This is a genomic window from Pseudomonas sp. GW821-FHT01D09, from assembly GCF_059422465.1.
In genome coordinates, this window is record NZ_JBWKWY010000040.1 from 1 (window position 1) to 25,414 (window position 25,414).

General features: G+C 62.2%; 24 protein-coding genes. 11 read left to right on the forward strand and 13 right to left on the reverse strand.

Translation table 11 applies throughout. From position 1 onward, the window contains the following. Positions 1–113 precede the first annotated feature (113 nt). The 8 genes from hpaI to AC07W7_RS24370 form a co-directional block, all read right to left on the reverse strand. Positions 114–914 (reverse strand): 4-hydroxy-2-oxoheptanedioate aldolase, encoded by an 801-nt coding sequence (hpaI, locus tag AC07W7_RS24335; protein ID WP_495040267.1) that lies wholly within the window; start codon positions 912–914, stop codon positions 114–116. A gap of 18 nt (positions 915–932) precedes the next feature. Next, positions 933–1,736 carry a 2-oxo-hept-4-ene-1,7-dioate hydratase gene (gene hpaH / locus AC07W7_RS24340; protein WP_495040268.1) on the reverse strand — a complete coding sequence of 268 codons (804 nt, stop codon included), beginning with the start codon at positions 1,734–1,736 and terminating at the stop codon, positions 933–935. Positions 1,737–1,748: 12 nt separating this feature from the next. Further along, positions 1,749–3,053 (reverse strand): MFS transporter, encoded by a 1,305-nt coding sequence (locus AC07W7_RS24345; protein WP_495040269.1) that lies wholly within the window; start codon positions 3,051–3,053, stop codon positions 1,749–1,751. A gap of 43 nt (positions 3,054–3,096) precedes the next feature. Beyond that, on the reverse strand, positions 3,097–3,489 hold the full coding sequence (locus tag AC07W7_RS24350) for a tautomerase family protein (RefSeq protein WP_495040270.1): 393 nt from the start codon (positions 3,487–3,489) through the stop codon (positions 3,097–3,099). A gap of 81 nt (positions 3,490–3,570) precedes the next feature. Then, entirely contained in the window at positions 3,571–4,428 is an 858-nt protein-coding gene (gene hpaD / locus AC07W7_RS24355) for a 3,4-dihydroxyphenylacetate 2,3-dioxygenase (RefSeq protein ID WP_076961402.1), read from the reverse strand. A gap of 147 nt (positions 4,429–4,575) precedes the next feature. Further along, on the reverse strand, positions 4,576–6,036 hold the full coding sequence (hpaE, locus tag AC07W7_RS24360) for a 5-carboxymethyl-2-hydroxymuconate semialdehyde dehydrogenase (protein WP_076961403.1): 1,461 nt from the start codon (positions 6,034–6,036) through the stop codon (positions 4,576–4,578). 5 nt (positions 6,037–6,041) lie between these two features. After that, positions 6,042–6,812, reverse strand: a complete 771-nt coding sequence (locus tag AC07W7_RS24365) for a fumarylacetoacetate hydrolase family protein (protein ID WP_076961404.1) — start codon at positions 6,810–6,812, stop codon at positions 6,042–6,044. Then, positions 6,809–7,474 carry a fumarylacetoacetate hydrolase family protein gene (locus AC07W7_RS24370; RefSeq protein ID WP_076961405.1) on the reverse strand — a complete coding sequence of 222 codons (666 nt, stop codon included), beginning with the start codon at positions 7,472–7,474 and terminating at the stop codon, positions 6,809–6,811. The genes AC07W7_RS24365 and AC07W7_RS24370 overlap by 4 nt, the downstream gene beginning before the upstream one ends. A gap of 127 nt (positions 7,475–7,601) precedes the next feature. On the opposite strand from AC07W7_RS24370, the gene hpaA reads away from it, so the two are divergent. Beyond that, positions 7,602–8,495 carry a 4-hydroxyphenylacetate catabolism regulatory protein HpaA gene (gene hpaA, locus AC07W7_RS24375; protein ID WP_099168512.1) on the forward strand — a complete coding sequence of 298 codons (894 nt, stop codon included), beginning with the start codon at positions 7,602–7,604 and terminating at the stop codon, positions 8,493–8,495. Here hpaA and AC07W7_RS24380 read toward each other — a convergent pair whose 3' ends face one another. Then, entirely contained in the window at positions 8,496–9,752 is a 1,257-nt protein-coding gene (locus tag AC07W7_RS24380; RefSeq protein WP_099168511.1) for an OprD family porin, read from the reverse strand. 213 nt (positions 9,753–9,965) lie between these two features. On the opposite strand from AC07W7_RS24380, the gene hpaR reads away from it, so the two are divergent. Together hpaR and AC07W7_RS24390 are read left to right on the forward strand one after the other, a co-directional pair. Next, positions 9,966–10,388, forward strand: coding sequence for a homoprotocatechuate degradation operon regulator HpaR (hpaR, locus tag AC07W7_RS24385; protein ID WP_032863720.1), 423 nt, complete (start codon positions 9,966–9,968; stop codon positions 10,386–10,388). A gap of 40 nt (positions 10,389–10,428) precedes the next feature. Continuing rightward, a complete protein-coding gene (locus tag AC07W7_RS24390) occupies positions 10,429–11,439 on the forward strand; it encodes a GlxA family transcriptional regulator (RefSeq protein WP_090413001.1) in 1,011 nt (336 codons plus the stop codon). Between the two features lie 9 nt (positions 11,440–11,448). Here the strand turns inward: AC07W7_RS24390 and AC07W7_RS24395 are convergent, their stop codons facing one another. After that, complete coding sequence (locus AC07W7_RS24395; RefSeq protein ID WP_169900391.1) at positions 11,449–12,687, reverse strand: methionine gamma-lyase; 1,239 nt, start codon at positions 12,685–12,687, stop codon at positions 11,449–11,451. 123 nt (positions 12,688–12,810) lie between these two features. On the opposite strand from AC07W7_RS24395, the gene AC07W7_RS24400 reads away from it, so the two are divergent. Both AC07W7_RS24400 and AC07W7_RS24405 read left to right on the forward strand, forming a co-directional pair. After that, positions 12,811–13,281, forward strand: a complete 471-nt coding sequence (locus AC07W7_RS24400) for an Lrp/AsnC family transcriptional regulator (protein ID WP_076961411.1) — start codon at positions 12,811–12,813, stop codon at positions 13,279–13,281. 160 nt (positions 13,282–13,441) lie between these two features. Continuing rightward, entirely contained in the window at positions 13,442–14,857 is a 1,416-nt protein-coding gene (locus AC07W7_RS24405; protein ID WP_495040271.1) for a M10 family metallopeptidase C-terminal domain-containing protein, read from the forward strand. A 3-nt stretch (positions 14,858–14,860) separates the two neighbouring features. Here AC07W7_RS24405 and pmrG read toward each other — a convergent pair whose 3' ends face one another. Further along, positions 14,861–15,511, reverse strand: a complete 651-nt coding sequence (pmrG, locus tag AC07W7_RS24410; protein WP_076961413.1) for a lipopolysaccharide core heptose(II)-phosphate phosphatase PmrG — start codon at positions 15,509–15,511, stop codon at positions 14,861–14,863. Positions 15,512–15,805: 294 nt separating this feature from the next. Here pmrG and AC07W7_RS24415 point away from each other — a divergent pair, with 294 nt between their 5' ends. Next, positions 15,806–17,263, forward strand: coding sequence for a hypothetical protein (locus AC07W7_RS24415; RefSeq protein WP_495040272.1), 1,458 nt, complete (start codon positions 15,806–15,808; stop codon positions 17,261–17,263). A 39-nt stretch (positions 17,264–17,302) separates the two neighbouring features. On the opposite strand, the gene AC07W7_RS24420 is transcribed toward AC07W7_RS24415, so the two are convergent. Next, entirely contained in the window at positions 17,303–18,391 is a 1,089-nt protein-coding gene (locus AC07W7_RS24420) for an SMP-30/gluconolactonase/LRE family protein (protein ID WP_169864358.1), read from the reverse strand. Beyond that, positions 18,388–19,074 (reverse strand): sterol desaturase family protein, encoded by a 687-nt coding sequence (locus AC07W7_RS24425; RefSeq protein WP_076961416.1) that lies wholly within the window; start codon positions 19,072–19,074, stop codon positions 18,388–18,390. Before AC07W7_RS24425 ends, AC07W7_RS24420 begins: the two co-directional genes overlap by 4 nt. 196 nt (positions 19,075–19,270) lie before the next feature. On the opposite strand from AC07W7_RS24425, the gene AC07W7_RS24430 reads away from it, so the two are divergent. The 5 genes from AC07W7_RS24430 (at position 19,271) to AC07W7_RS24450 (ending at position 25,402) form a co-directional block, all read left to right on the forward strand. Beyond that, entirely contained in the window at positions 19,271–20,185 is a 915-nt protein-coding gene (locus tag AC07W7_RS24430) for a substrate-binding domain-containing protein (RefSeq protein WP_076961417.1), read from the forward strand. A gap of 63 nt (positions 20,186–20,248) precedes the next feature. Then, positions 20,249–21,757, forward strand: coding sequence for a sugar ABC transporter ATP-binding protein (locus tag AC07W7_RS24435; RefSeq protein WP_197882590.1), 1,509 nt, complete (start codon positions 20,249–20,251; stop codon positions 21,755–21,757). Next, positions 21,723–22,715 carry an ABC transporter permease gene (locus AC07W7_RS24440; protein ID WP_099168506.1) on the forward strand — a complete coding sequence of 331 codons (993 nt, stop codon included), beginning with the start codon at positions 21,723–21,725 and terminating at the stop codon, positions 22,713–22,715. The genes AC07W7_RS24435 and AC07W7_RS24440 overlap by 35 nt, the downstream gene beginning before the upstream one ends. Positions 22,716–22,787: 72 nt before the next feature. Next, positions 22,788–23,867 carry an alcohol dehydrogenase catalytic domain-containing protein gene (locus AC07W7_RS24445; protein WP_169864360.1) on the forward strand — a complete coding sequence of 360 codons (1,080 nt, stop codon included), beginning with the start codon at positions 22,788–22,790 and terminating at the stop codon, positions 23,865–23,867. A 2-nt stretch (positions 23,868–23,869) separates the two neighbouring features. Then, on the forward strand, positions 23,870–25,402 hold the full coding sequence (locus tag AC07W7_RS24450) for an FGGY-family carbohydrate kinase (RefSeq protein WP_495040273.1): 1,533 nt from the start codon (positions 23,870–23,872) through the stop codon (positions 25,400–25,402). Positions 25,403–25,414: the final 12 nt, after the last annotated feature.

Here is a 25,414-nt window from a genome sequence, read left to right on the forward strand (position 1 = left end):
AAATTTGGTACTGATACACGATGGCGGTGGGTCAGCCAATAAATTTGGTACTGATACACCGCCATCGCGAGCAAGCCCGCTCCCACATTGGGTCCTGCGGTGTTTGGAGGGGATCAGTACACGCCAGCGGTACCGCTCGGTGCCGCTGTACCTTTGAACTTGCCCACCAACCCCTGCAACCCACGCATCAGCACCGTGGTATCCACCCCCACCGCGACAAACCCCGCGCCCAGCTCGATGTAGCGCCGGGCCAGTTTCTCATCGGCACTGAGAATCCCCGCCGCCTTGCCCGCCTGGCGAATCCGCGCAATGGCATCTTCGATTGCCACTTGCACATCTGGGTGCCCCGGATTGCCCCGGTGGCCCATGGAGGCACTCAAGTCCGCCGGGCCGATAAACACCCCGTCCACCCCCTCGACGGCGGCAATTGCGTCAAGGTTGGCCAGGCCTTCGAGGCTTTCGATCTGCACCAGCAGGCACATCTGTGCATCGGCCTGGTCCAGGTAGCCGTCGATGCTGTTCCAGCGCGAAGCCCGTGCCAGGGCGCTGCCCACACCACGGATGCCCTGGGGCGGATAGCGCATGGCGCGCACCAGCTCCCGGGCCTGGGCGGCGCTTTCGACCATCGGCACCAGCAGGGTCTGTGCGCCGATATCCAGCACCTGCTTGATCAATGCGGTATCGCCGATCACCGGACGGATCACCGCCTCGCTGGCGTAGGGCGCCACGGCCTGCAATTGGCCGAGCATGCCGCGCAAGTCGTTGGGCGCGTGTTCGCCGTCGATCAGCAGCCAATCGAAACCGGCATTGGCCGCCAACTCCGCGCTGTACGCATCCGCCAGGCCCAGCCACAGGCCGATTTGCGTTTCACCGCGGGTGAGCCGCTGTTTGAAGCGGTTGACAGGCATGTCCATGAATCAATCCTCCAGATGTCAGACGAAGCGGCAGGAAATCGAGCCGAGCATGTCGTAGTCGACATGGAAGGTATCGCCCGGGCTGGCCGCCACTGGCCGGGTAAACGAGCCGCCGAGGATGATCTGCCCTGGCAGCAAGGTGACGTCGTAGGGCGCCAGCTTGTTGGCCAGCCAGGCCACGCCTTTGGCCGGGTGGTTGAGCACAGCGGCCGAAACCCCGGACTCTTCGATCACGCCGTTGCGGTACAGCACCGCCGGCACTTTGCGCAGGTCGATTTCGGTTGGCCGCACCGCGCGGCCGCCCATGACCACGCCGGCATTGGCGGCGTTGTCGGAGATGGTGTCGAACACCTTGCGCGTGGCCTTGGTGTGCGGGTCGACCTGCTGGATGCGCGCGTCGATGATCTCCAGGGCCGGAATCACCCACTCGGTGGCGTCGAGCACATCGAAAATCGTGCAGTTGGGGCCCTTGAGCGGTTTGCCGAGAATAAAGGCCAGTTCGACCTCGACCCGCGGCACGATAAAGCGCTCGAACGGGATGTCGGTGCCTTCCTCAAACAGCATGTTGTCGAGCAGCGCACCGTAGTCCGGTTCGCTGATGTTCGACGACACCTGCATCGCCCGTGAGGTCAGGCCGATCTTGTGCCCGACCAGCTTGCGCCCGCCCTTGATCTTCTGGGCGACCCAGGCGCGCTGGATGGCGTAGGCGTCCTCGATCGTGATCGCCGGATGATCGAGGGAAAACTGGCGTACCTGTTCGCGGCTGCGTTCGGCATGGTCCAGCTGGGCGGCGGCTTGCAGGATGAGCTGTGGATCGAGCATGACAAGGGTCTCTTACTGAGGGTTGACGATGGCGGCGTGGGTACGCAACACCAGCAGGCCGCCAAGGGCGATAAACAGCGCCAGTACGTACAGGGCGAGGCTGGCGCTTTGGGTGGTGTCGCGCATCCAGCCGATCAGGTAGGGCGCGAGGAACGAGGCGATGCTGCCAAACGAACTGATCATGGCGATCCCGGCCGCCTGGGTGCAGTTGGACAGGAAGGCCGGCGGCAGTTGCCAGAACATCGGCAGCGCGGCGCTGGCGCCCATGCCGGCGACGATCAGGCCGCCCATCACCACCAGCGAATTGCCCGGTGCCAGGCCCGCTACCGCGATCCCGGCCGCCGCCATCAGCAATGGCACGCACAGGTGCCAGCGGCGTTCGCGGTGGCGGTCCGAGGAGCGCCCGCAGCCGATCATGAAGAAGCAGCCGGCCAGATACGGCACGGCGCTCAGCAGGCCGACCTGGCTGTCGCGGCCGATGCCGGCGCCGTGGATCAGGGTGGGCATCCAGAACGCCAGGGTGTTGACCGCCAGCATCACCGCAAAGTAAATCGCCACCAGTAGCCACACTTGCGGGTCGCGCAGGATGCCGCCAAAGGAGGTGATGGATTTGCGCTTTTCCTCGGTGTTCAGTTGCTCGCGCAATTGTTGTTTTTGCGCCGGTTGCAGCCATTTCACCGTTTCAAAACTGTCCGGCAGGTACTTGAGTACCACCAGGCCCAGCAGCACCACGGGGGCGCCTTCGATCAGGAACATCCACTGCCAGCCGCGCATGCCGCCAAAGTCGTGGAAGTGCTCCAGGATCGCCCCCGAGAGCGGCCCGCCAATCACCCCGGCCATGGGCACGGCGATGGCGAACAGGGCCGTGATCTGCGCCCGGCGGCGCGCCGGGTACCAGCGGTTGAGAAACACCAGGATCCCCGGGAAGAACCCCGCCTCGGCCACCCCCAGCAAAAAACGCAGGACGTAGAAGCCGGTGGAACTTTCGATCCACAACATGCTGGTCGACAGGATGCCCCACACTACCATCAGGCAGGCGATCCAGCGCCGTGGCCCGACCCGGTCCAGGGCGATATTGCTGGGCACGCCGAACAGGGCGTAGGCGATAAAGAACAGGCCGGCGCCGAAGCCATACACCGTGTCGCTGAAGTGCAGGTCGCTGCTCATCTGCATCTTGGCGAACCCGATGTTGATCCGGTCCAGGTGGGCAAACAGGTAACAGATCAGCAACAACGGCATCAGGCGCCAGGTGACGGTGCTGTGGGTGCGATCATGCTCGGCAAGGGTGACGCTGTGTGCGGTATTGGCTGTGCTCATGATGTTGTACTTTTTGTCTGAGAGGCCGTTGGGGGAGGCGGGGTCAACCCGCCTGGTTGCTTAAAAACGCATGGACGTTGTTCTGTTTGAAATTCAACTGCGGGTGCAGCTCGATCATCTCGAAGGACAGGGCCAGCAGCCGTTGTGCCTGCAGGGCGGCGAAGTGCTCGGTGATCACCCTGAACAGGGTTTCAGCCACCGCCTGGCGGGTCGGCAGGTCGCGACCGTGGCCGACCTTGAGGGTCATGTGGACGAAGGCGTAGTCGTGCTTGCCATCGGCCATGCGCCAGGTGTCCAGGCGCACCGCGCGGCTGCGGATGCCGGCGAGGGGGAACACGCCACTGTCTCCCAGCATCTGGTGGACCTTTGCAAACAGCCCTGGCAGGTCGGCCTGGGAGTCGAGGTTGTCGGTGTATTCGGCGATGAAATGCGGCATGCAAAGCCTCCTTCTGTACGCGATTTAATGTGGGAGCTGTCTCGCCCGGCGAGACAGCTCCCACATCTACGGGTGTTGTACTCAGAGCGGGAAAATGGCGTTGATCTGGCCAGTGCCGGAGCTGCCGAACGGCTCGGTGATGATCTCGGCCGGGCGGTTGTACTCAGGCCCGCCGAGCAAGCCCAGGAGCATCGCGGTGTCGTGCATCTTGCCCTCGCCAAAGCAGTGTTCGGCGTAGTCCGGGAGCATCGCGCAGAACTCCTTGAAGCGGCCTTCGCGCCACATCTGCACCACGTGCATATCCACTTGCTTGTCGAACTCGCGGGTCCAGTTGTGGATATTGGCTTCGGCTTCGCGGTCGTCGGAGAAGCGGTGCGACAAGGAGCCGGAGGCCAGCACCAGCACCTTGCGATCACTCTTCTCGATGGCCCGGCGCACGGCGGCCCCGAAGGCGAAGCTGTCTTGCAGGCGATGCCAGGCACACCAGGCGGCGATGGAGATCACCTTGAATTTCTGCTCATCGGGCACATCCATGTGCATGTAGCGCATGGGCACCAGGGTGCCGTATTCCAGCTCCAGGCTCGGGATGTTGTGGTTCATGGTGCGCACCCCGGCCAGGTTGGCTTCGGCGGCAATCAGCTCGCCCAGCTCCGGGCAGCCGGGGTAGGCGTACTCCATGTTCTTGATGAAGTGCGGCAGCTCGTTGCTGGTGTAGGTGCCCTGGAACCGCTCGCCGCCGTTGACGTGATAGCCGCTGTTGACCAGCCAGTGCACATCGAACACCACGGCGGTGTCGGCCCCCAGTTCACGGGCGCGGCGCCCGATTTCCTTATGGCCGGCAATCGCCGCGGCGCGGCAACCGTGGTGCTTGCCCGGCAGTTCCGACAGGTACATGGAAGGGACGTGGCAGATTTTCGCCGCCAGGACTATTTCACCCATGATCATTCTCCTGATTTCATTATTCTTGTTGGTGCGCTACGGACCGTGTAGGAGCGAGCTTGCTCGCGAAAAACCCAAGGTCAGCGCGTTAACCCTGAACGTCAGCGTTATCGTTGACGAGCATCGCGGGCAAGCCCGCTTCCACAGTTACACGCCCCAGCGCGGGATGTGATGGCTGCCCATGGAGATGCATACGTTCTTGATCTCGGCGAACACTTCGAAGCTGTACTGGCCGCCTTCACGACCGGTCCCCGAGCCCTTGACCCCGCCGAACGGCTGACGCAGGTCGCGCACGTTCTGGCTGTTGATAAACACCATGCCGGCCTCGATGCCACGGGCCAGGCGATGGGCCTTGCCGATGTCCTGGGTCCAGATATAGGACGCCAGGCCGTACTCGGTCTCGTTGGCCAGTTGCAGGGCCTGGGCTTCGTCCTTGAAGGGAATCAGGCACACCACCGGGCCGAAGATCTCTTCCTGGGCGATGCGCATGTTGTTGTTGACGTCGGCGAACACGGTCGGCTGGATAAACTGCCCGCGTGCCAGGTGCGCCGGCAGGTTGGCCGGCCGCTCCAGGCCGCCTGCCACCAGGTTGGCGCCTTCTTCGAGGCCAATCTTGATGTAACCGGTGACTTTGTCATAGTGGGCTTGCGTGATCATCGAACCCACCTGGGTGTTCGGGTCTTGCGGGTCACCGACAATCAGGCGTTTGGCGCGGGCGGCGAACTCGGCGACGAACTGCGGGTACACACTCTCCTGGATAAACACCCGGCTGCCGGCGGTGCAGCGCTCGCCGTTGAGCGAGAAGATGGTGAACAGCGCGGCATCCAGGGCCCGTTCGAGGTCGGCGTCTTCAAAAATCAGCACCGGCGACTTGCCGCCCAGCTCCATGGAGTACTTCTTCAGGCCGGCGCTCTGCATGATCTTCTTGCCGGTGGCGGTGCCGCCGGTAAAGGAGATCGCCCGCACATCCGGGTGACGCACCAGGGCATCGCCGGCGGTGGCGCCATAGCCCTGGATCACGTTGAGCACGCCCTTGGGGATCCCCGCTTCCAGGGCCAGGCGCCCCAGTTCGTTGGCAGTCAAAGGCGACAGCTCGGACATCTTCAGCACCGCCGTGTTGCCCAGGGCCAGGCACGGGGCGGTCTTCCAGGTGGCGGTCATAAATGGCACGTTCCACGGCGACACCAGCGCGCACACACCCACCGGTTGGTACAGGGTGTAGTTGAGCATCTGGTCGTCCACCGGGTAGCTGTGGCCATCCATGCGCGTGCAGACTTCGGCGAAGAAATCAAAGTTGTGCGAAGCCCGTGGAATCAGCACGTTCTTGGTCTGGTGGATCGGCAGGCCGGTGTCCAGGGTTTCCAGTTCGGCCAGGTGCGGCACGTTCTGCTCGATCAGTTCGCCGAGCTTGCGCATCAGGCGCGCGCGCTCCTTGGCCGGGGTGTTGGCCCACTTCGGGAAGGCTTCCTTGGCCGCAGCTACGGCCTGGGCGACTTCTTCGGCGCCACCGCTGGCCACCTCGCCAAGCGCCTCGCCGGTGGCGGGGTTGTAGTTGATGAAGGTGTCTTTGCTTTCGACCTCACGGCCGTTGATCCAGTGTTTGATCATGGTGCTCAAGCCTCTTTGCGGGCGGCGAAAAAGTCCGCCTCGCTGACAATTCGGTTGACCAGGCGGCCGACGCCTTGCACTTCCACCACCACTTCATCGCCGGGCACTACATCGGCCAGGCCTTCAGGGGTGCCGGTGGCGATCATGTCGCCGGGTTGCAGGGTCATGAAGCTGGACAGGTATTCGATCAGGTAGGGGATATCGAAAATCATGTCGCGGGTGCTGCCTTCCTGGCGCAACTCGCCGTTGATCCAGGTGCGCAGGGTCAGGTTGCCCGGGTCCGGTACATCGGCCACATCGACGATCCACGGGCCGACCGGGGTGGTAGCGTCGCGGTTTTTCACCCGCAGGTTGGGGCGGTAGTAGTTTTCCAGGTAGTCGCGGATCGCGTAGTCGTTGCACACGGTGTAGCCGGCCAGGTACGCCAGGGCGTCCTCGCGCTTGACGTTGCGCGCCGGTTTGCCGATCACCGCCACCAGCTCGCACTCGTAGTGCATATAGGCGATGTTGTCCGGGCGCCAAGTGACCTGGTTATGCCCGGTGTAGGTGCCTGGCGACTTGATAAAGGCCAGCGGCTCGGTCGGCGGGGCGAAGGCCAGTTCGGCGGCATGGTCGGCGTAGTTCAGGCCCAGGGCGAACATATTGCCGGTGGCCGGTGGCAGCCATTGCACCTGGTCTTCGGCCAGCAGCCGGCCGTCAGCCAGGCGCACAGCATTGAACTCTTCGACGTGGACCTGATGGACCTGGCCTTCAAAACGGATACGCGCGTGTTTCATGGCTGTTCCTCGGCCTGGATGTGGTTGACCAGGCGGCCCAGGCCACTGATCTCGACTTCGACGGTGTCGCCGGGCTGTACATCCACCCGGCCTTCAGGCGTACCGGTGATCAGCACATCGCCCGCATGCAGGGTCATGAATTCGCTGATCTCGGCGATCAGCCGGGGAATGTCGCGCACAAAGTTGGCCGTGGTGTTCTGCTGGCGCAACTCGCCGTTGACGAACAGCTTGAGGCTCAACTGGTGAGGGTTGGCGATCTGCTCGCGGGCCACCAGTTCAGGGCCCAGGGCGCAGAACCCGTCGCGGCACTTGGCTTTGACGGCGGGGCGGTAGTAGCTGTCTTCCGGCAGGCTGAACTCATTGACGATGACATAGCCCGCCACATGCTCCAGGGCATTTTCCACGCTGACGCGGCTGGCGCTTTTGCCGATCACCACGCCCAGGGCAGGGCCCGGTTGCAGGCGTTCGCCGTGGGGCTGGACCACGATGCCGGCATGGCTGTTGCGGGTGTTGGGGGTCTTGATAAACAGCACCGGCTTGACCGGGGGCTTCTGGTACGGCGGCTGCTCGAATTCGGCGAGACGCTGGTTCAGCAAGCCCTGGTAGTTCAGCGCGACGCCGAACAGGGTGCCGCTGGCAACATCATGCAGGGTACGGCTCATGCATTTCTCCTGGCGATGGCGACTGCTCTGGAGGCAGTTCGTTAATGTGTTAACGTTATAATTAATATGTTAACTACCGTCAAGCGTGGCAAAATCATCGGGTGCAAAAAACAATAAAGAGACGCCTGTGAAACCGATCCCCAACATCAACATCGGCCAGGTCTACGACCAGCGCTACAGCGATGCCGACGTGCATTACGACCGGCTCGGCAACCTGGCGGGTTTTTTCGGGCGCAACATGCCCGTGCATCGGCATGACCGGTTTTTCCAGGTGCATTACGTCAAGAGCGGCGCGGTGCGGGTCTATCTTGATGACCAGCAGTACCTGGAATCCGGGCCGATGTTTTTCCTTACGCCGCCCACCGTGGCCCATGCCTTTGTCACCGAAGCCGACGCCGATGGCCATGTATTGACCGTGCGCCAGCAGTGGGTGCGGGCGCTGGTCGATGCCGACCCGAGCCTGGCGCCCGGGCCGCAGATCCCGCCCGCCTGTGTGGCGCTGGCCCGCCTGGCGCCTGTGTTCGAGCCCGAGATCAAGCGGCTGGAGTGGCTGTTCGACGAGTTGAGCGGCGAGATCAACAGCACCGGCGCGGGGCGGGCGGCGGCCCTGGCAAGCCTGACCCGTCTGATCATGATCAGCCTGCTGCGCCTGTGCGCCAACTCCCTGGAAGCACGCCCGGCGCGCCACGAAGACTTGCGTATCTTCCATCGCTTCAATGAGCTGATCGAAGACCACTATTTGCTGCATTGGCCGCTGTCGGCGTACGCCGAAAAAATTGGCGTCACCCAAGCGCGGCTCAACGACGTATGCCGGCGCATTGCCGACCTGCCGTCCAAGCGCCTGGTGCTTGAACGGCTGATGCAGGAAGCCAAGCGCCTGCTGCTGTTTACCGGCAGTTCCGCCAATGAAATCTGCTACCAGTTGGGCTTCAAGGACCCGGCCTATTTCAGCCGGTTCTTCCAGCGCTATGCGCAGATGACGCCGGGGGAGTACCGCCTGCGCCAAGCAGGCCTGCGCTGATCACCACAACGCCAGGCTGTAGCCGATGATGATGCGGCTTTCGTCGATATCGCTGGTCAGGCCGTTGCTCGAGCGCAGGGTCGCGTTACGCAGCCTGACGTTGACGTTTTTCAGCGGCCCATTCTGCACGGTGTAGGTCAGGTCGGTATCGCGCTCCCATTCGCGGCCATTGCGCACGCTGGCGGTTTGCACATGGCTGCCATCCACATAGCGCGTCATAAAGGTCAGCCCCGGCAGGCCGAGGGCAGCGAAGTTGTAGTCATAGCGCGCCTGCCAGGCATCGGTCTGGGCCTTGGTGAACACGTTGATGGTCACCAGGTTGACCGAATAGGGGTCCATGCCGGGGTAGGCAAAATCACCGTCGCCCGAAAGGTTTTGATAGCCCAGGCCCACCTTGTGGCCCCCCGCCGACAGGCTCAGCATGCCGTTGAAGAACCGGTTGTCGATGCGCCCGCCGTCTACCCGCGAGGCGCCGCGCAGTTCATGGCTGCCTTGCTCGCGGGTATCGAAGTAGCGCAGGTCGCTGCGCAGGCTCATGCCGTTGCCCAGCGGCAGGTCGTGTACCAGGCCGATGAAGTGCTGGCGATAGATGTCCTGCATTTGTGCGTAGTAGTAAGTCGTCGCCAGCTGTGGGGTGATGGCATAGGTGCCGCCGGCCAGGTCCAGGTGGCTGCTGTCGACGCCGGCGTAGCTCATCGGGTCGTTGCTGGAAGAGTCGCGCAGGTTCTGTTTTTCCAGGCGGCCCAGGTTCAGGGTCAGGCCGGCGATGTCCTGGGAGGTGACCAGCTCGCCGGTATAGGTCGAGGGCAGGAGCCGGGTGTCGTTGTAGGCGGCCACGGGCAATTGCGGCTGCAGGGTGCCGGCCTTGAGCACGGTTTTCGAGACCCGCACCTTGGCCGTCAGGCCCAGTTCACTGTAATTGTCGACCGGTTGCTGGCTGGCGCCATACGCCAGCAGGCCGGTGCCACGGCGGTCGCGACTGGAGTCGAGCTTGACCCCCAGTTCGCCCAGGGCATCCACGCCAAAGCCTACCAGGCCTTCGGTGTAGCCCGACTCCAGGCGCAGCACAAAGCCCTGGGCCCATTCATCGGCCTTGTTCTGCGGCGCGTTGGTCTGGCGAAAGTCGCGGTTCATATAGAAGTTGCGCAGGTCGAGGCTGGCCTTGCTGTCCTGGATAAACTCGGCGTAGGCGCTCAAGGGGCTGAACGTAGCGCACAGGCCGGCGCTGGCCGCCAGGGGAAGGAGGCGCAAATGCATGACAGATTCCTTTTGTTGTTTTTGTAGGTATCGCCCTTCGGATCGCTGAAGGGAGTGGCATATTGTTAACATGTTATATTTATTATGGGTAGACAATTTGCGCCGATTTAAAATAATTTATATCGAGGTTAACGAGTTTTTGCGGCGGCCAGCTTGCATGCCCATGGAGCCGACCCTAAGCTTCGACGCTTCGATCTCTTTTGTGCGTGAGCCATGTCCACTCCCAGACCTTCCCTGACGCTGACCCTGTTGCAGGCCCGCGAAGCCGCCATGGCGTTTTTCCGGCCGTTGCTCAATGAACATCAATTGACTGAACAGCAGTGGCGGGTGATTCGTATCCTGCGCCAGCAAGGCGAACTGGAGAGCCATCAACTGGCGCACCTGGCCTGCATCCTTAAACCGAGCATGACCGGCGTGCTGGCCCGCCTGGAGCGCGACGGCCTGGTGCGCCGGCGCAAGTCCAGCGAAGACCAGCGCCGGGTATTCGTGAACCTCACCGAGCAGGGGCAGCAGTGCTTCGTCGAGATGAGCGCGGGGATGGAAAGCAACTACCAGAAGATCCAGGAACAGTTCGGCGAAGAGCAGTTGCAGCAACTGCTCGAATTGCTCAACCAGTTGAAAAACATCAAGCCCTAAGCGCTGGCCGGCGATGGCGCCGCAGACAGGTCGAACCCCCATGCAAAGACGGCAATTTAGCGGTGGGATGAAAGGCAAGAACCTGCGCTACCTGAACGAAACCCCGGGCCAGGCCCCGCGCCGGGTGCGTGCGGGGTTTGTGTTGCTGGAGCACTTTTCCCTGCCGGCCTTCACCCAGGCATTGGACACCCTGATCACCGCCAACCTGCTGCGCCCGGGGCTGTTCACTTCGCGCACCTTCGGCCTGGACGGGCAGGAGGTGACCAGCGACCTGGGCCTGGTGATTCGCCCGGACGCGCGCCTTGAACACAGCGCGCTGGCCGACCTCGACCTGCTGGTGATTTGCGGCGGTTATCGCACCCAGCTCAAGGCCGGCGAAAGCTTTATCGAACTGCTCAAGGCCGCCGCGCAACAGGGCGTGATCCTCGCCGGCCTATGGAACGGTGCGTGGTTTCTGGGCAAGGCCGGGGTGCTGGACGGCTATCGCTGTGCCATTCACCCGGAACATCGCCCGGCCTTGACGGAAATCGCCAAGGCCACCCAGGTCAGCAGCGAGCCCTATGTGATCGATCGCGACCGCCTCAGCGCATCCAGCCCATCCGGTGCGTTCCATATGGCCCTGGACTGGATCAAGAGCCTGCACGACAAGGCGCTGGTGGAGGGCATCGAAGATATCCTGGCCTTTGAGGAGTCGCGGTACCGGCGGATCAAGCCCGCCGAAAATATCTGCGTGAGCGCGCCGCTGCGTGAAGTGGTGCGCCTGATGGACGCCAACCTCGAAGAGCCCCTGGCCCTGGAGCAACTGGCGGTGTATGCCGGGCGCTCGCGACGCCAATTGGAGCGCCTGTTCCGCGAGCAACTGGGCACCACACCGCAGCGCTATTACCTGGAGCTGCGCATCACCGAGGCCCGGCGCCTGTTGCAGCACACCGAACTGTCTCAGGTCGATGTGCTGGTGGCCTGCGGGTTTGTGTCGCCCAGCCACTTCAGTAAATGCTACAGCGCCTACTTCGGCTACCGCCCTTCAAAGGAAACCCGGCTGGTGAAATAACCGCCATGCCTACACGGAATGGGTCGCCGGTTTGCTCGCCGGTGTGCGCTTGACGCAATGCGCCAGTGCCTGCTCAAGATCGGCCAGCAGGTCCGCGATATCCTCCAGCCCCACCGACAACCGTACCAACCCTTCGCCAATCCCATGCTGGGCACGTTCTTCCGGGGTGTAGGTGGAGTGGGTCATGCTCGCCGGGTGCTGGGCCAGGGATTCGGCATCGCCCAGGCTGACTGCGCGGCTGAACAGCTTGAGCGCGTTCATAAAGCGCCTGCCCGTGGCGATGCCGCCCTTGAGTTCAAAGGCAATCATGCCGCCTGACAGTTTCATCTGACGTGCTGCCAACTCGTATTGTGGGAAGGAGCGCAGGCCGGGGTAGGTCACCGACTCGACCGCCGGGTGGGCCTGCAGGGCCTCGGCCACGGCCTGGGCATTGCTGCAATGGCGATCCATGCGCAGGGCCAGGGTTTTGAGGCCGCGCATCAAGAGAAAGGCGTCCTGGGGCGACAGGACGGCCCCCGTCAGGTCCTTCAAGCCTTGCAGGCGAAGGCGCTGCGCCAGGTCGTGGCGGCTGACGGCGATGCCGGCGGTGATATCGCCATGCCCGCTGAGGTACTTGGTGGCCGAATGCACCACCACATCCGCGCCCAGTTCCAGCGGGCGTTGCAGGTAGGGGGTGCAGTAGGTGTTGTCGACCACCACGGTGATGTGCGGTTGCTGGTGGGCGATCCTGGCCACGGCGCCAATGTCGATCAATTGCAGGTTGGGGTTGGCCGGGGTCTCGCAGTAGATCATGCGGGTCGCGGGGGAGAGTGCGGCGCGCAGGGCGTCGAGGTCTGACAGGTCGACATGGCGCACCTTGACGCCGAACTCGCCAATGCCATGGTGCAGCAGGGCGAAGGTGCAGCCGTACAAGGTCTGGCTGACGATCACCTCATCGCCGGGGCGCAACAAGGTCCAGAAGGTCGCGGCAATCGCGCCCATGCCGGAACTGAACGCCACCGCCGCCTCGCCGCCCTCCAGGGTGGCCATGCGTGACTCCAGCAGCGCCAGGGTCGGGTTGGAAATGCGTGTATAAAAGTGCCCGCTTTCTTCGCCGGCAAAACACCCCGCGCCGTATTCGGCGGTAGGGAAGGCGAAGGTCGCCGACAGATAGATCGGCGGCACCAGGGCACCGTGATGGTCTTGCGCATCGTAGCCGTGGTGAATGGCACGGGTAGAAAAGCCGAATGTGTTGTGTTTATTGTGCATGTCGGACACTCCTTATTTCCTACAATGCTATGCTCATAATCGAGGCCGAACGTTGCCTACTTTGCCGAGAAAAACCGCTGGCGAAGGATGAAACCCCATAAAAATAATGATTTGAGGCAAGACATGCCCAGCCATCTGGACCGTACCGACAAAGCCCTGCTCAACGCCCTGCAAGGCAACGCCCGCCTGACCGTCGCCGAACTGGCCGAGCGGGTGTCCCTGACCACCTCGCCGTGCTGGCGCCGGGTCAAGAACCTTGAAGACAGTGGCGTGATCAGCGGCTACCAGGCGATCCTCTCGCCCAAGGCCCTGGGCTACGGGGTCACGGCCTTTGTCAGCATCATGATGGACACCCACTCCAAGGAAATCGCCCGGGCGTTTGAACAGCGGCTGCTGGACATCCCGGAAATCGTCGCCTGCCATAACGTGTCCGGGCGTTATGATTTTTTGCTGGAAGTGGTGGCCAAGGACCTGGAGTCCTTTGGCGAATTCGCCCGCGAGGTGTTGCAGACATTGCCGTGCGTGAAGGAAATCTATTCGAGCTTTTCCTATAAGTCGGTCAGGCCGTTGCGGGTGATCCCGTTGCCGGGGTGATGGCTGTATCCGCGTGTAACCAAAGGTCTACGAAGTGCCGTTTCCTATAGGAAATGCAGACCGTTCGTGATACCCCAGCGGGTACGGATCCTTCAAGGTTCAGTCTGCGGCGCGTACTCAACCGTGCGCCCCGGATCTGAAACTTCAAGGAGCCACCGCCATGTCGACCTCTGCAATGCAAGGTAGCCCGCTGTTCCGAACGATTGACCAGTTTCGCCATCGCGATGATCGCGGTGGCGGTATCCAGCACAATGGCTTGCCATCCAAGACCACTGAAGAGGCGGCCCAATCGCTATGGCGTGCCAGTTCGGGCTGGCCGGACAAGAACGGTGACGGTATCCGCCAGGTCTCCTACACGTTTCGCCCCGCGCCTGCCGACCCCAAGGCGGTCTGGCAGAAAATGACCGGGTTCACCCATATCCTCGAAAATCAAAGGCAACAAATCAGGCGCAGCCTTGAGTCCATTGCGGATGTGGCGAACGTCACGTTCAGCGAAGGGCCGAAGACAGCCAACAGCGATGGGCACATTACCCTCGGCAATTATGGGCAAATGATCGGCAGCAATGGCAAGCCCCAGAGCGGCTACTCCTTTGCAGTCCTGCCGGGCAGCAGCCGTGGTGGCGAAGTGTGGTTTTTAAGCACGGATGACGATCAGTACATGGTCAATGCGACCCTTGGCGATGCGGGGCGGCACACGATTATCCATGAGCTGGGGCACGCCATGGGGCTGCGGCATCCCGGTCACTACGATGCCAGCGCTCCCCATGCCCAATTCGATTTCCATGAAGACTCGCAAAGCCATACCAACATGAGTTACCGGGGCGAGCGTACCGGCTATATGCGGCATGACGGTTTTCGTTCATCGGCGCCGCAACTGGACGATATAACGGCTTACCAACGCCAATATGGCGCAAATTTCAAGACCCGTAATGACGACACCACCTATGGCTTCAACTCCAATACGAATCGCGACTTCCTGAGCATCAAGAGTCATGGCGACAAGATGGTCGCTGCCATTTGGGATGGCGGCGGGACCGACACCCTGGATTTTTCGGGCTATGGCCAGGACCAGAAAATAAGCCTCGGGGCCGGTACGTTTTCTGATGTAGGGGGCCTTAAAGGCAACGTGTCCATTGCTTATGGCGTGACGATCGAGAATGCCATTGGCGGATCGGGCAACGACTGGCTGGTGGGCAACGCCGCGGATAACGAGCTGCACGGTGGTGATGGCGACGATGTGTTCTACGGCGCCGAGGGGGCCGACTCATTGTGGGGGGGCGAAGGCAATGACATCTTTGTCTACGGCAAAACCAACGAGTCCAGCGCTGCGGCGCCGGACCGGATCCACGACTTTGTCAGTGGGCAAGACCAGGTCGATGTGTCAGGTCTCAGAGCGCAATTGGGCGATAAACCGTTGCAGTTTGTCAGGCGTTTTTCCGGGGCGAGCGGCGAAGCTATCGTGGACTATGATCCGCTGTTGAACATGAGCACGTTGCAGATTTCTGGGAACCCCAACGAACCGACCTTCCTGCTGCAGGTGCAGGGGCAACTGCGGCGCAGCGATATCATGAGCTGACCACTAAAGGTGCCCAAGGGCGGTGGCCCAGTCCTGGCTGTTCAGTACACCCAGCACCTTGAGCTTGCCGTTAGCCCTCACCTGTACAAACAGCGAACTGCCGTATTCGGCGCCATCGGCATGGGGATAACCCAGCACCCGTTCCAGCTCGCCGATGCATTCGCTGTGGGTGACCAGCAACAGGTTACGCCCGGCGATCTTGTGGGCAGGCAGTTCGTGCACAAGGGCCGTGCCGCACAAGGTCAAGCGGTCGGGTAACACATGGGCTTCACCGAACATGAACCGCGAGGTTTGCACCGTGCGCGTGGTGGGGCTGCTCAATACATCGCTGTGGGACATGCCCAGGGTCTGGAATGCGCTACCCACTGCCGCAGCCGAGACACTGCCGGGGCGGGTCAAGCCATCCGCAGGGCCCAGGCAGGGGTTGTTGGAGCGGTCGCAGCGTTCTTCATGGCGCACCAGCACAATCAGGTTGCCACTGCGCCAGGCCGCCAGGGCCCCTGAAGTGACCAGGCGATTGCCGACGCTCAGGTTCTGCGGCGAGGTCGGCCAGAGTATCGCGCCCATGATCACCAGGCACAGGGTAAGGAGCGCGATGAAACGCAGCCATGACTGTTTGAAGGTGTTTGCCCGGGGCCCTTCTGGGCGATTCATGTCAACCACACTCTTCACCCTGGCACCTGAGGCACAGCTGTTTGCGTTGCCGGGCAATTTAGGGGGCGGGGCGTGGTCGGCCAGTGAAAGCGATGTGAAAAAATTGCCTTGGTTTGTTGCAAGACCTGCTTGGCTGTGATGGTTTGGCGCGTTTGACGCAGGGGGTAGCTTTGCTTGCATTCAATCAAAAAATATACTGTACATATATACAGTTATCTTCTACAGTCCATCCCAGGTGAACGGATTTCACCGCGCACCCAAGCCACAAATTTTTTAACTATGGATGGATAAAAAATGAAATCGAAAAAAGCCTTTATGCTAGGCGCGGCCATGGCGGCCTCCTGCTTTGTTTCGGCCTTTGCCCTGGCCGAACAATACCCTGCGCAAGCACCTGCAAAACTCGCGGTCCAGGCGGTCAAGTCTGCGGTCGATCAGGCGCTTAGAGCGGGTGGCAAGGTTGAGTCGTCGAAGCTGTCGGCCGAACTCAAGCAAAAACTCAAGGCGGCCAAGGTCGGCAAGTCCAAGGCTGTGGCAAGCAAGGCGGCAGTGAACAGTGAGGCGGTGGAGGCGGTCGTTGACGGTCTGCAAAAACCAAGCGAACTACAGGGCGCAGCGATTGCGGCCTTTACACCGTTGTTCCCGACGCTTGATATCAATACCCTCTACACCCTCACCGGGGTCGAGACCGGGGCGCAAATCGCCTACCACTTCAATCTGCCTACAAGCGCGCGCATCCAGGTCCAACTGCTGAACCAGAGTGCCGGCACCGATATGTCGCTGACCCTGTTCCACGACGACGGCCAGGGCAACCTGACGCCTCTGGGCACCTCTGATAACGCAGGCAGCGCCGATGAATACCTTAACGGCGTGATGCCTGCCGGCGATTACTACTGGTACATGGTGGCCAACACCGCGAGCAATGCGCAATTCAGTTTTGGCGTGGCAGTGGACAGCAATATCGATGCCTTCGAGCCCAACGACACCGCACAAAGCGCATTCGCCCTGCCGGATGCACTGAACCAGGTGACCGGCAACCTCGATAGCGTCAACGATATCGATTACTTCGACTTCACCTCCCTGCGTGGCCAGGGCGTGGGCATGTTCCTCGGCGATGACGACGAGGGCACCCGCAACCAGTGGATCTTCGAGCGTTTCGATGGCAACAACTGGGTGGTGATCCAGCCGAACAACACCTCCACCTATCCAAGCCTGACCCCTGGCTACATCGTCAAAGTGCGGGTGCGAGCCAACCCGGCGGTAGCCCTCAACCCCAAGGCGCAATACAAGTTGACCCTGGGGTCGGCGCCGCGCCTGAACCAGAGCAATGTGAACGGCGACAACGTGGTGCGTATCCCCAGTTCGATCATGCAACTGGCCACCCAGGCCTCCCGCAGCCTGAGCTGGAGCACCCAATGGTCGGACAGCACCGGCGAGCCACTGCGGGGCGTGACCCCGGTGCTCAGGGTCGATAAGCGTTTTGATGACAGCAACCAGTACCACTGGGTCAACTACGAGGCCAAGACCGGCATCACCGGTGCGGCATCCGGCAATGTCGACCTGGGCAGTTGCTCCGGCGATCTCAATGTGGTCTACCCGGACAGCTCGTCCGGCCAGACGTACAACTGGCGGACCTGGTTCAACATGGGCGGCTGGCGCATTGAACTCAAGGAGTTCCCGGGCGTGGGTGTAGGCGGCAATATCACGCAGTACGTCAGCCTGGGGCATATCTGCAGCCAGACTATCGTGCGCTGACCGCTCCATTCCCGTAGGCACTGGCTGGCCAGCCGGCGCCTACGGGTTCAACGCCAGTTTCAGCGGCAGCCGCGCCAGGCTGGTGTTCTTCAACGAACCCAGGTACAGCCAGTCGCCAGACTCGCGCGCGCTGGTCACCGGCGAATAATTGCCCGCGCTGCCATCCTGCAAGTTAGCGACCACCTGGCCATGCACATCCAACCCCAGCACAAAGGCTTTGCGCTCCACGGGCTTGGGCACCACCATCAGCGCCCGCACCACCATCTTGCGTACCGCCGGGTAACCGGCCAAGCCATCGAGCAAGGGATTGCGCGGGGAGTACAGGGCCACCCAGAAGCGGTCGCGGCCGTTGAAGCTGAGGTTGTCCGGCAGCCCCGGCAGGTTGTCGATAAACAGGTCATGGCTGCCAGCCTTGTCGCCCCTGAGCCAATAGCGACTGATGCGATAAGCCCCGGTTTCATTGACCAGCACATAGTCTTCATCCGGCCCCAGCGCCACGCCGTTGGCAAATTGCAACTGATCGAGCAACACCTCGGTCTGGCCGTTGCGAAAGTCATAGCGCAACAACCGGCCATCGCCACCATGCTCGATCACTGCTTCACCATCCTGGCCATAGCCCCAGCGGCTCGACGCGTCACTGAAGTAGGCGTAGCGCCCGGCAGCATCCACCGTTACATCATCGGTAAAGCCGAAGGGCAGGCCATTGGCACTGGTGCTCAGGGTGGTCAGTGTGCGCTGGCCGTCCAGGGCCAGCAGGCCTTTGATCCCATCGGCAATGATCAGGCGCCCGTCCGGGTGTTGGGCCAGGCCCAGCGGCCGGCCCCCGGTCTGGGCCAGCACCTCCAGGGCCTGGCTGTCGGGCGCGGTGCGGATGATCCGCCCATCATGCAGCCCGGTAATCAGAAACCCCTTGGCATCCACCAGCAACGCTTCAGGCCCGTCGATGCCTTGGGCGCCGATGCGCTGGATGTCCTTCAGACGCTGGTTTTCGCGGTAGGGCTCCTCCTGCAGCGACGGGGCCTTGGGCGGTGTCCAATTGACCGGTTGTACCGGGGTGGGCATCAACAGCAGGAAGGCGACGACCGCGATCAATACCAGTAGCAGCCAGTGACGGATTTTTTGACTCATGGTGCTTCCCGAGGCTCTTGGGAGGGGGGCGTGGCGGGCTCCCAGTGCAGTGTGCCGAACAGGTAGTCCATCAGCGGCAGCACGATGTTGAAGTTGCGCCCCTGCATCAACTCACGGCGGTGATGCAGCGCGTGGAGCTGGTGCATGTGCCGGATCCACGGCAGGCGGGCCAGGGGATGGGCAGGGGGCAAGTGTTCACAGGCATGGAAGATTTCGTAAAGCAGGTAACCCAGGATCATGCACCCGGCGAACAGCCCCGCCACGTTGGGGTTGAACTGCTTGAGCAGCCACCAGGCGGGGAGGGTGATGGCCAGGCTGTGGAGGATGATCAGCCAGGCAGGAAACAGGATCACCCGCCAATCCCTGGGGCTGTCGTAGGTCATATGGCCGGGGGTGAAAAAACTGTGGTGATCGCCGGTGTGGCGTGCATAGAACAGCTTGGAAAAACCGTGTTTACGATGGCCGAGGTGGCGGTGCACGAGGTAGATGCACAGGTTGAAGAACACCAGGGTCAGGGGGATGGTCAGCCATTCCCAGGCCTGGATGTGCTGGGTGCTGCCCCAGGCCAGGAGGATGCAGGACAAACCGTAGCTCAGCACAAAACCGGCATGCAGCCACGGGTTGTAGCGTGGGTGGACAGCGGCGCGGTAGCGTTGGCGAAAGGCCTCGGTGGGATGGGTCATGGCGTAGCCTGTTGTATTTTTTGTTGGTGAGTGAGCTTAGCCCGGCCCGAGGATTTTGCGAGCTGAGCCCAAGCAAGCCCGCCCCATCGGGAATATCGCAAGGGGCTTGCGCCCACCTCATTTCCTTGTTAGTTTCTGGCGAAATGTTAACGATAACATTCGCTCTGAAAATAAAAACAAAACTGAGACTCACGCCATGAAAATGCTTCGCAAAACCCTGTGTTTGTTGGCTTTAAGCATCTCCACCGTCGCCCTGGCCGAGACCAAACCGGCCCCCATGCGCATCGGCGCGTCCTTCCAGGAAATCAACAACCCGTACTTCGTCACCATGAAAGACGCCCTGCAAGAAGCGGCGGCGACCATCGGTGCGCAATTGATCATCACCGATGCCCGCCACGACGTGTCCAAGCAGGTCAGTGACGTCGAAGACATGCTGCAAAAGGGCATCGACATCCTGCTGATCAACCCCACGGATTCGGTCGGCGTGCAGTCCGCCGTCAAATCGGCCCACGCCGCGGGTGTGGTGGTGGTTGCCGTGGATGCCCAGGCCGACGGGCCGCTGGACTCCTTCGTCGGTTCAAAAAACTTCGATGCCGGGTTCCAGGCCTGTGAATACCTGGCCAAGAGCATCGGTGACCAGGGCAATATCGCAATCCTCGACGGCATCGCCGTGGTGCCGATCCTGGAGCGTGTGCGCGGTTGCAAGGAGGCCGTGGCCAAGCACCCGCAGATCAAGATCGTCAGCATTCAGAACGGCAAGCAGGAACGTGACCAGGCCCTGAGCGTGACCGAAAACATGCTCCAGGCCCAACCCACCCTCAAGGGTATTTTCAGCGTCAATGACAATGGTTCCCTCGGCGCCCTGTCGGCCATCGAGGCCAGCGGCATGGATGTCAAGCTGGTCAGCGTCGACGGCGCGCCGGAAGCGATCAAGGCCATCCTCAAGCCGGGCAGCAAATTTATCGCCACCTCGGCCCAGTACCCTCGTGATCAGATCCGTCTGGCGCTGGGCATCGCCCTGGCAAAAAAATGGGGCTCCCATGTACCCGCCAGCATCCCCGTGGATATCGCCCTGATCGACCAGGCCAAGGCCAAGGATTTCAGCTGGTAAACCGCCTAGGCCCCACGTCACGCGTGGGGCCCGGGGCTCCCTTCTGAACGAGAGGTCGGCGGTATGAGCAGTCTGTTGCAACTGGAAAATATCTGTAAGCGCTACCCCGGGGTGCAAGCCCTCAAGTCCATCAACCTGCAAGTGGAGCGCGGCGAGATTCATGCCTTGCTCGGGGAAAATGGCGCGGGCAAATCGACCCTGATGAAAATCCTCGGCGGGGTCGAGCACCAGGATGAAGGGCGCATTCTGATCGATGGGCAGGCCCGGCACTTTGCGACGTATCGCGATGCGATTGCCGCCGGTATCGGCATTGTCTTCCAGGAGTTCAGCCTGATTCCCGACCTCAGCGCCGTGGAGAATATCTTCCTCGGCCATGAGCTGAACAACCGCTTCGGCCTGCTGCGCAAGCGCGATATGCACGAGGCGTCCCAGGCCTTGTTCCAGCGCCTGGGGGTGAGCATCGACCTGCAATGCCCGGTGCGGCACCTGAGCGTGGCCGAGCAGCAGTTTGTCGAGATTGCCAAGGCCCTGGCCCTGGAGGCGCGCTTGTTGGTGCTCGACGAACCCACCGCCACCCTGACGCCGAGCGAGGCCGAGCTGCTGTTTGGGATCATGCGCGAACTCAAGCGCCAGGGCGTGGCGGTGATTTTTATCTCCCATCACCTGGAGGAGATTTTCCAGGTGTGCGACCGCATCAGCGTGTTGCGCGACGGCGGCAATGCCGGCGTCACCGACGTGGCCGACAGCGATATCGACCGTCTGGTGGAGATGATGGTGGGCCGCAAGCTGGAATGCAGTTTCCCGCCCAAACCCACCACCGCGCGCGGGCCGTTGCTGCTGGAGGTCAGGGATATCCAGCTGCAACGCAATGGTCCCCACAACCAGTTCCACCTGCACCAGGGCGAGATCCTCGGCTTTGCCGGGCTGGTGGGGTCGGGCCGCACCGAGCTGGCGCTGGGGATGATGGGCGCACTGGCGTCAGTGACCAAGGAGGTGTGGCTGCGCGGCGTCAAAATCAGCCTCGACGACCCGGCCCAGGCCCTGGCCCATGGCATCGGCCTGTTGCCGGAAAGCCGCAAGAGCGAAGGCCTGATCACCGATTTCAGCATTCGCGAAAACATCTCCCTCAACAACCTGCACAAATACCAGGGCGCCAGCGGCCTGATCGACAAAAACAAGGAATGCGCCAGCGTCGAAGCGTTGATGCAGCAACTGTCGATCAAGGCGCCGAGTGGCGAAAGCCGGGTGTTCAACCTCAGCGGCGGCAACCAGCAGAAAGTGGTGATTGCGCGCTGGATCAACCATCACTGCGATGTGCTGGTGTTCGATGAGCCGACCCGGGGCATCGATGTCGGCGCCAAGGCACAGATCTACGCGCTGATGCGCAAGCTCACCGAGCAAGGCTACGCAATCATCATGATTTCTTCCGAACTGCCGGAAATCATCGGCATGTGCGATCGCGTCGCTGTGTTCCACAAGGGCGCCATCGTCAAGGTACTGGAAGCGTCCGCCGTCAACCCACAAGAGGTCATGCGCCATGCCACAGGGGGCTCAAGTGAATACGTCCATTAACCGCGCAGGCACCCAGGGGCTACGGCCGAACCTGGCACGGCTGGTGCGCTCGCCGGCGTTCTATCCGTTTATCGGGCTGCTGGTGGTCACGGCGGTGATGATCGTGGCCAGCGATAACTTTCTCACCGCCAGCAACCTGTCCAACATTGGCCGCCAGGTGTCGATCAACGCGATCATCGCGGTGGGCATGACCTGCGTGATCCTTACCGGTGGTATCGACTTGTCGGTGGGGCCGGTGATGGCCTTGTCCGGCACCTTGACTGCCGGGCTGATGGTCGCAGGCCTGCCGCCGGGCCTGGCGATTGGCGCCGGGCTATTGATCGGTGTGGCCTTTGGCATCGGCAACGGGCTGTTCGTGGCGTACCTGCATATGCCGCCGATCATTGTCACCCTGGCGACCATGGGCATCGCCCGGGGCTTTGGCCTGATGTACACCGATGGCTACCCGATTTCCGGGCTGCCGGAGTGGTTCGGCTTCTTTGGTCGCGCCAGCCTGCTGGGGATCCAGGTGCCGATCCTGATCATGCTGGTCACCTACCTGGTGGCCTATGTGCTGCTGCAACACACACGCATTGGCCGCTACATCTACGCCATTGGCGGCAACGAAGAGGCGGTGCGTCTGTCCGGGGTACGGGCGGCGCGCTTCAAGTTGCTGGTGTATGGCATCAGCGGCCTGACCGCAGCGATTGCCGGGCTGGTGCTGACCTCGCGCCTGATGAGCGGCCAACCCAACGCCGGCATTGGTTTCGAGCTGGATGCGATTGCCGCGGTGGTCCTGGGCGGTGCCTCGATTGCCGGTGGGCGCGGGGTGATTGTCGGCACCTTGCTCGGCGCCATGCTGCTGGGCGTGCTGAACAATGGCCTGAACATGCTCGGGGTTTCGCCCTATGTGCAGAGCGTGATCAAGGGCGCAATTATTTTGCTGGCGATCTTTATCAGCCGTCAGCGCCACAAGTAAAACAACCAGCACCGCAACGCGGCCGCCGTGGCTGCGACGGGCTCTCTCAGCTTCAATAAAGGTCAGAACCTCATGGATAAGCACACCCAAATGCAAGCCGTCGTCTGCCACGGCCCCAAAGACTACCGCCTGGAGCGCATCAGCAAACCCCAAGCGCGGCCCAATGAACTGGTGATCCGCATTGCCGCCTGCGGCATCTGCGCCAGTGACTGCAAATGCCACTCGGGCGCGGCGATGTTCTGGGGCGGTGACAACCCGTGGGTCAAGGCGCCGGTGGTGCCGGGGCATGAGTTTTTTGGCTATGTGGAGCAAGTGGGCGAGGGCGCCGAGGAGCACTTTGAGGTCCAGGTCGGCGACAAGGTGATCGCCGAGCAGATCGTGCCTTGTGGCAAGTGCCGCTTCTGCAAGTCCGGCAAGTACTGGATGTGCGAGGTGCACAATATCTTCGGCTTCCAGCGCGAAGTGGCCGAAGGCGGAATGGCCCAGTACATGCGCATCCCCAAGACTGCCATCGTGCACAAGATTCCCGAGGCGGTGTCCCTGGAGGATTCGGCGTTGATCGAGCCGATGGCCTGCGCGATCCATACGGTCAACCGTGGCGACCTGCAACTCGATGACGTGGTGGTGATTGCCGGCGCCGGCACCCTGGGCCTGTGCATGGTCCAGGTGGCCGCACTGAAAACCCCGAAAAAACTGGTGGTGATCGACATGGTCGACGAACGCCTGGCGCTGGCGAAGCAATACGGCGCCGATGTAGTGATCAACCCCGCCCGCGACGACGCCCGCGCGATCATCAATGGCCTGACCGACCACTACGGCTGCGACGTGTATATCGAGACCACCGGCGTGCCGGCGGGCGTGACCCAGGGCCTGGAGCTGATCCGTAAATTGGGGCGGTTTGTCGAGTTCAGCGTGTTCGGCGCCGAGACCAGCGCCGACTGGTCGATCATCGGCGACCGCAAGGAGCTGGACGTCCGCGGCGCGCACCTGGGGCCGTATTGCTACCCGGTGGCCATCGACCTGTTCGAGCGCGGCCTGGTGACGTCCAAGGGCATCGTCACCCATGACTTCCCCCTGGATAACTGGGCCGAAGCGTTCGACCTGGCCAACTCGGTGAAGTCGATCAAGGTGCTGCTCAAACCGGGGCAATAAGTATGAAATACGTGATTGGCGTGGACATTGGCACCCAAAGCACCAAGGCGCTGTTGGTGGATGGCGAGGGGCGAATCATCGCCCAGCACAGCCAGGGCTATCGCGTGGACACGCCAAAAGTGCGCTGGGCCGAGCAGTGGCCGCAGGTCTGGCTGGACGCGGTGCAGGCCTGCGTGGCCGAGTGCATGGGCAAGTCCGGGGTCGTCAAAGAACAGGTCAAGGCGCTGTGTATCAGCAGCCTGTACGGCGGCTCGGGAATCGCCGTGGATGACGCGATGAAACCGCTGCACCCGTGCCTGATCTGGATGGACCGTCGCGCCGGCGAGCAGGTGGCCTGGGTGCGCGAGCACGTTGACCTGGAGCGCCTGTTCGCGGTCACCGGCAACTCGGTGGACAGCTACTACGGCTTCACCAAGATGCTCTGGCTCAAGCAGCACCAGCCCGAGGTCTGGGCCAACACCCGCTACCTGCTGCCGCCCAACAGCTATATCAACTACTGCCTGACCGGTGAGGTGGCGGTGGATCACAGCAGCGCCGGCAATATCGGCGGGGTCTACGACGTGGCCGCGCGCGGCTGGTCGGCCGAGATGCTGGCGGCGCTGGATATCCCGTTGGCGATGATGCCCGAGCGCTTGCTGTATTCGGGCGAAGTGGTGGGCGGCCTGCTGCCGGAATGGGCGCAACGCCTGGGCCTGGCGGCGGGCATGCCGGTGCTGGCCGGTGGCGTCGATGCGGCCATGGCGACCCTGGCGGCCGGCGTCACTCGGCCGGGCAACCACGTGGCGATGATCGGCACCAGCATGTGCTGGGGCTACCTCAACCAACAGGTGGATGCCCGCCATGGCCTGGTCAGCATGCCCCATGTCTACAACGGCCAGCGGGACCTGTACATCTTTGGCGGCGCGATTACCGCCGGGGCCTCGGTCAGCTGGTTTCGCGAGCAGTTCTGCCAGGCCGAGGAGCAACAGGCCCAGGACACCGGCCAGGACAGCCTGTGGCTGCTGGAACAGAGCGCGCGCAAGATCCCGGCGGGCAGTGAAGGGCTGTTGTTTTTGCCGTACCTGATGGGCGAGCGCAGCCCGGTGTGGGATGACCAGGCCAGCGGCAGCTTTGTTGGCCTGAACCTGTATCACAGCCGCATCCACCTGTACCGCGCGGTGCTTGAAGGCGTGAGTTTTGCCCTGCGGCACAATATCGAGGCGGGCATGCGCGGCGCCCATTCCCTGGACCCACGGTTGATCGTGGTGGGCGGGGCGAGCCATTCGGATTTATGGATGCAAATCATCGCGGATGTGACCCGCTACCCGGTGTACACCATCGTCCAGGAAGTGGAGGCGGCATTGGGTGCGGCGTTGTTGGCGGCGCATACGGTGGGGTTGGTGGACGAGGGGCAGATGGCGCAGGGGTGGGTGCAGTTGGAGCTGCGGGCTGAGCCTGGGGCTGAGAATGTGCAGGCGTATGACCGGGCGTTTGCGGACTACTTGCAGCTCTATCCCGCGCTGAAACCCGTCATGCACAGCTTGCAAAGCCACTAAGTGAACACCTAT

Excerpts from the sequence above, each read along its gene's own strand:
- hpaI (WP_495040267.1), bottom strand. The coding sequence starts at position 914 with ATGGACATGCCTGTCAACCGCTTCAAACAGCGGCTCACCCGCGGTGAA.
- hpaH (WP_495040268.1), bottom strand. The coding sequence starts at position 1,736 with ATGCTCGATCCACAGCTCATCCTGCAAGCCGCCGCCCAGCTGGACCAT.
- AC07W7_RS24345 (WP_495040269.1), bottom strand. The coding sequence starts at position 3,053 with ATGAGCACAGCCAATACCGCACACAGCGTCACCCTTGCCGAGCATGAT.
- AC07W7_RS24350 (WP_495040270.1), bottom strand. The coding sequence starts at position 3,489 with ATGCCGCATTTCATCGCCGAATACACCGACAACCTCGACTCCCAGGCC.
- hpaD (WP_076961402.1), bottom strand. The coding sequence starts at position 4,428 with ATGGGTGAAATAGTCCTGGCGGCGAAAATCTGCCACGTCCCTTCCATG.
- hpaE (WP_076961403.1), bottom strand. The coding sequence starts at position 6,036 with ATGATCAAACACTGGATCAACGGCCGTGAGGTCGAAAGCAAAGACACC.
- AC07W7_RS24365 (WP_076961404.1), bottom strand. The coding sequence starts at position 6,812 with ATGAAACACGCGCGTATCCGTTTTGAAGGCCAGGTCCATCAGGTCCAC.
- AC07W7_RS24370 (WP_076961405.1), bottom strand. The coding sequence starts at position 7,474 with ATGAGCCGTACCCTGCATGATGTTGCCAGCGGCACCCTGTTCGGCGTC.
- AC07W7_RS24380 (WP_099168511.1), bottom strand. The coding sequence starts at position 9,752 with ATGCATTTGCGCCTCCTTCCCCTGGCGGCCAGCGCCGGCCTGTGCGCT.
- hpaR (WP_032863720.1), top strand. The coding sequence starts at position 9,966 with ATGTCCACTCCCAGACCTTCCCTGACGCTGACCCTGTTGCAGGCCCGC.
- AC07W7_RS24390 (WP_090413001.1), top strand. The coding sequence starts at position 10,429 with ATGCAAAGACGGCAATTTAGCGGTGGGATGAAAGGCAAGAACCTGCGC.
- AC07W7_RS24395 (WP_169900391.1), bottom strand. The coding sequence starts at position 12,687 with ATGCACAATAAACACAACACATTCGGCTTTTCTACCCGTGCCATTCAC.
- AC07W7_RS24400 (WP_076961411.1), top strand. The coding sequence starts at position 12,811 with ATGCCCAGCCATCTGGACCGTACCGACAAAGCCCTGCTCAACGCCCTG.
- AC07W7_RS24405 (WP_495040271.1), top strand. The coding sequence starts at position 13,442 with ATGTCGACCTCTGCAATGCAAGGTAGCCCGCTGTTCCGAACGATTGAC.
- pmrG (WP_076961413.1), bottom strand. The coding sequence starts at position 15,511 with ATGAATCGCCCAGAAGGGCCCCGGGCAAACACCTTCAAACAGTCATGG.
- AC07W7_RS24415 (WP_495040272.1), top strand. The coding sequence starts at position 15,806 with ATGAAATCGAAAAAAGCCTTTATGCTAGGCGCGGCCATGGCGGCCTCC.
- AC07W7_RS24420 (WP_169864358.1), bottom strand. The coding sequence starts at position 18,391 with ATGAGTCAAAAAATCCGTCACTGGCTGCTACTGGTATTGATCGCGGTC.
- AC07W7_RS24425 (WP_076961416.1), bottom strand. The coding sequence starts at position 19,074 with ATGACCCATCCCACCGAGGCCTTTCGCCAACGCTACCGCGCCGCTGTC.
- AC07W7_RS24430 (WP_076961417.1), top strand. The coding sequence starts at position 19,271 with ATGAAAATGCTTCGCAAAACCCTGTGTTTGTTGGCTTTAAGCATCTCC.
- AC07W7_RS24435 (WP_197882590.1), top strand. The coding sequence starts at position 20,249 with ATGAGCAGTCTGTTGCAACTGGAAAATATCTGTAAGCGCTACCCCGGG.
- AC07W7_RS24440 (WP_099168506.1), top strand. The coding sequence starts at position 21,723 with ATGCCACAGGGGGCTCAAGTGAATACGTCCATTAACCGCGCAGGCACC.
- AC07W7_RS24445 (WP_169864360.1), top strand. The coding sequence starts at position 22,788 with ATGGATAAGCACACCCAAATGCAAGCCGTCGTCTGCCACGGCCCCAAA.
- AC07W7_RS24450 (WP_495040273.1), top strand. The coding sequence starts at position 23,870 with ATGAAATACGTGATTGGCGTGGACATTGGCACCCAAAGCACCAAGGCG.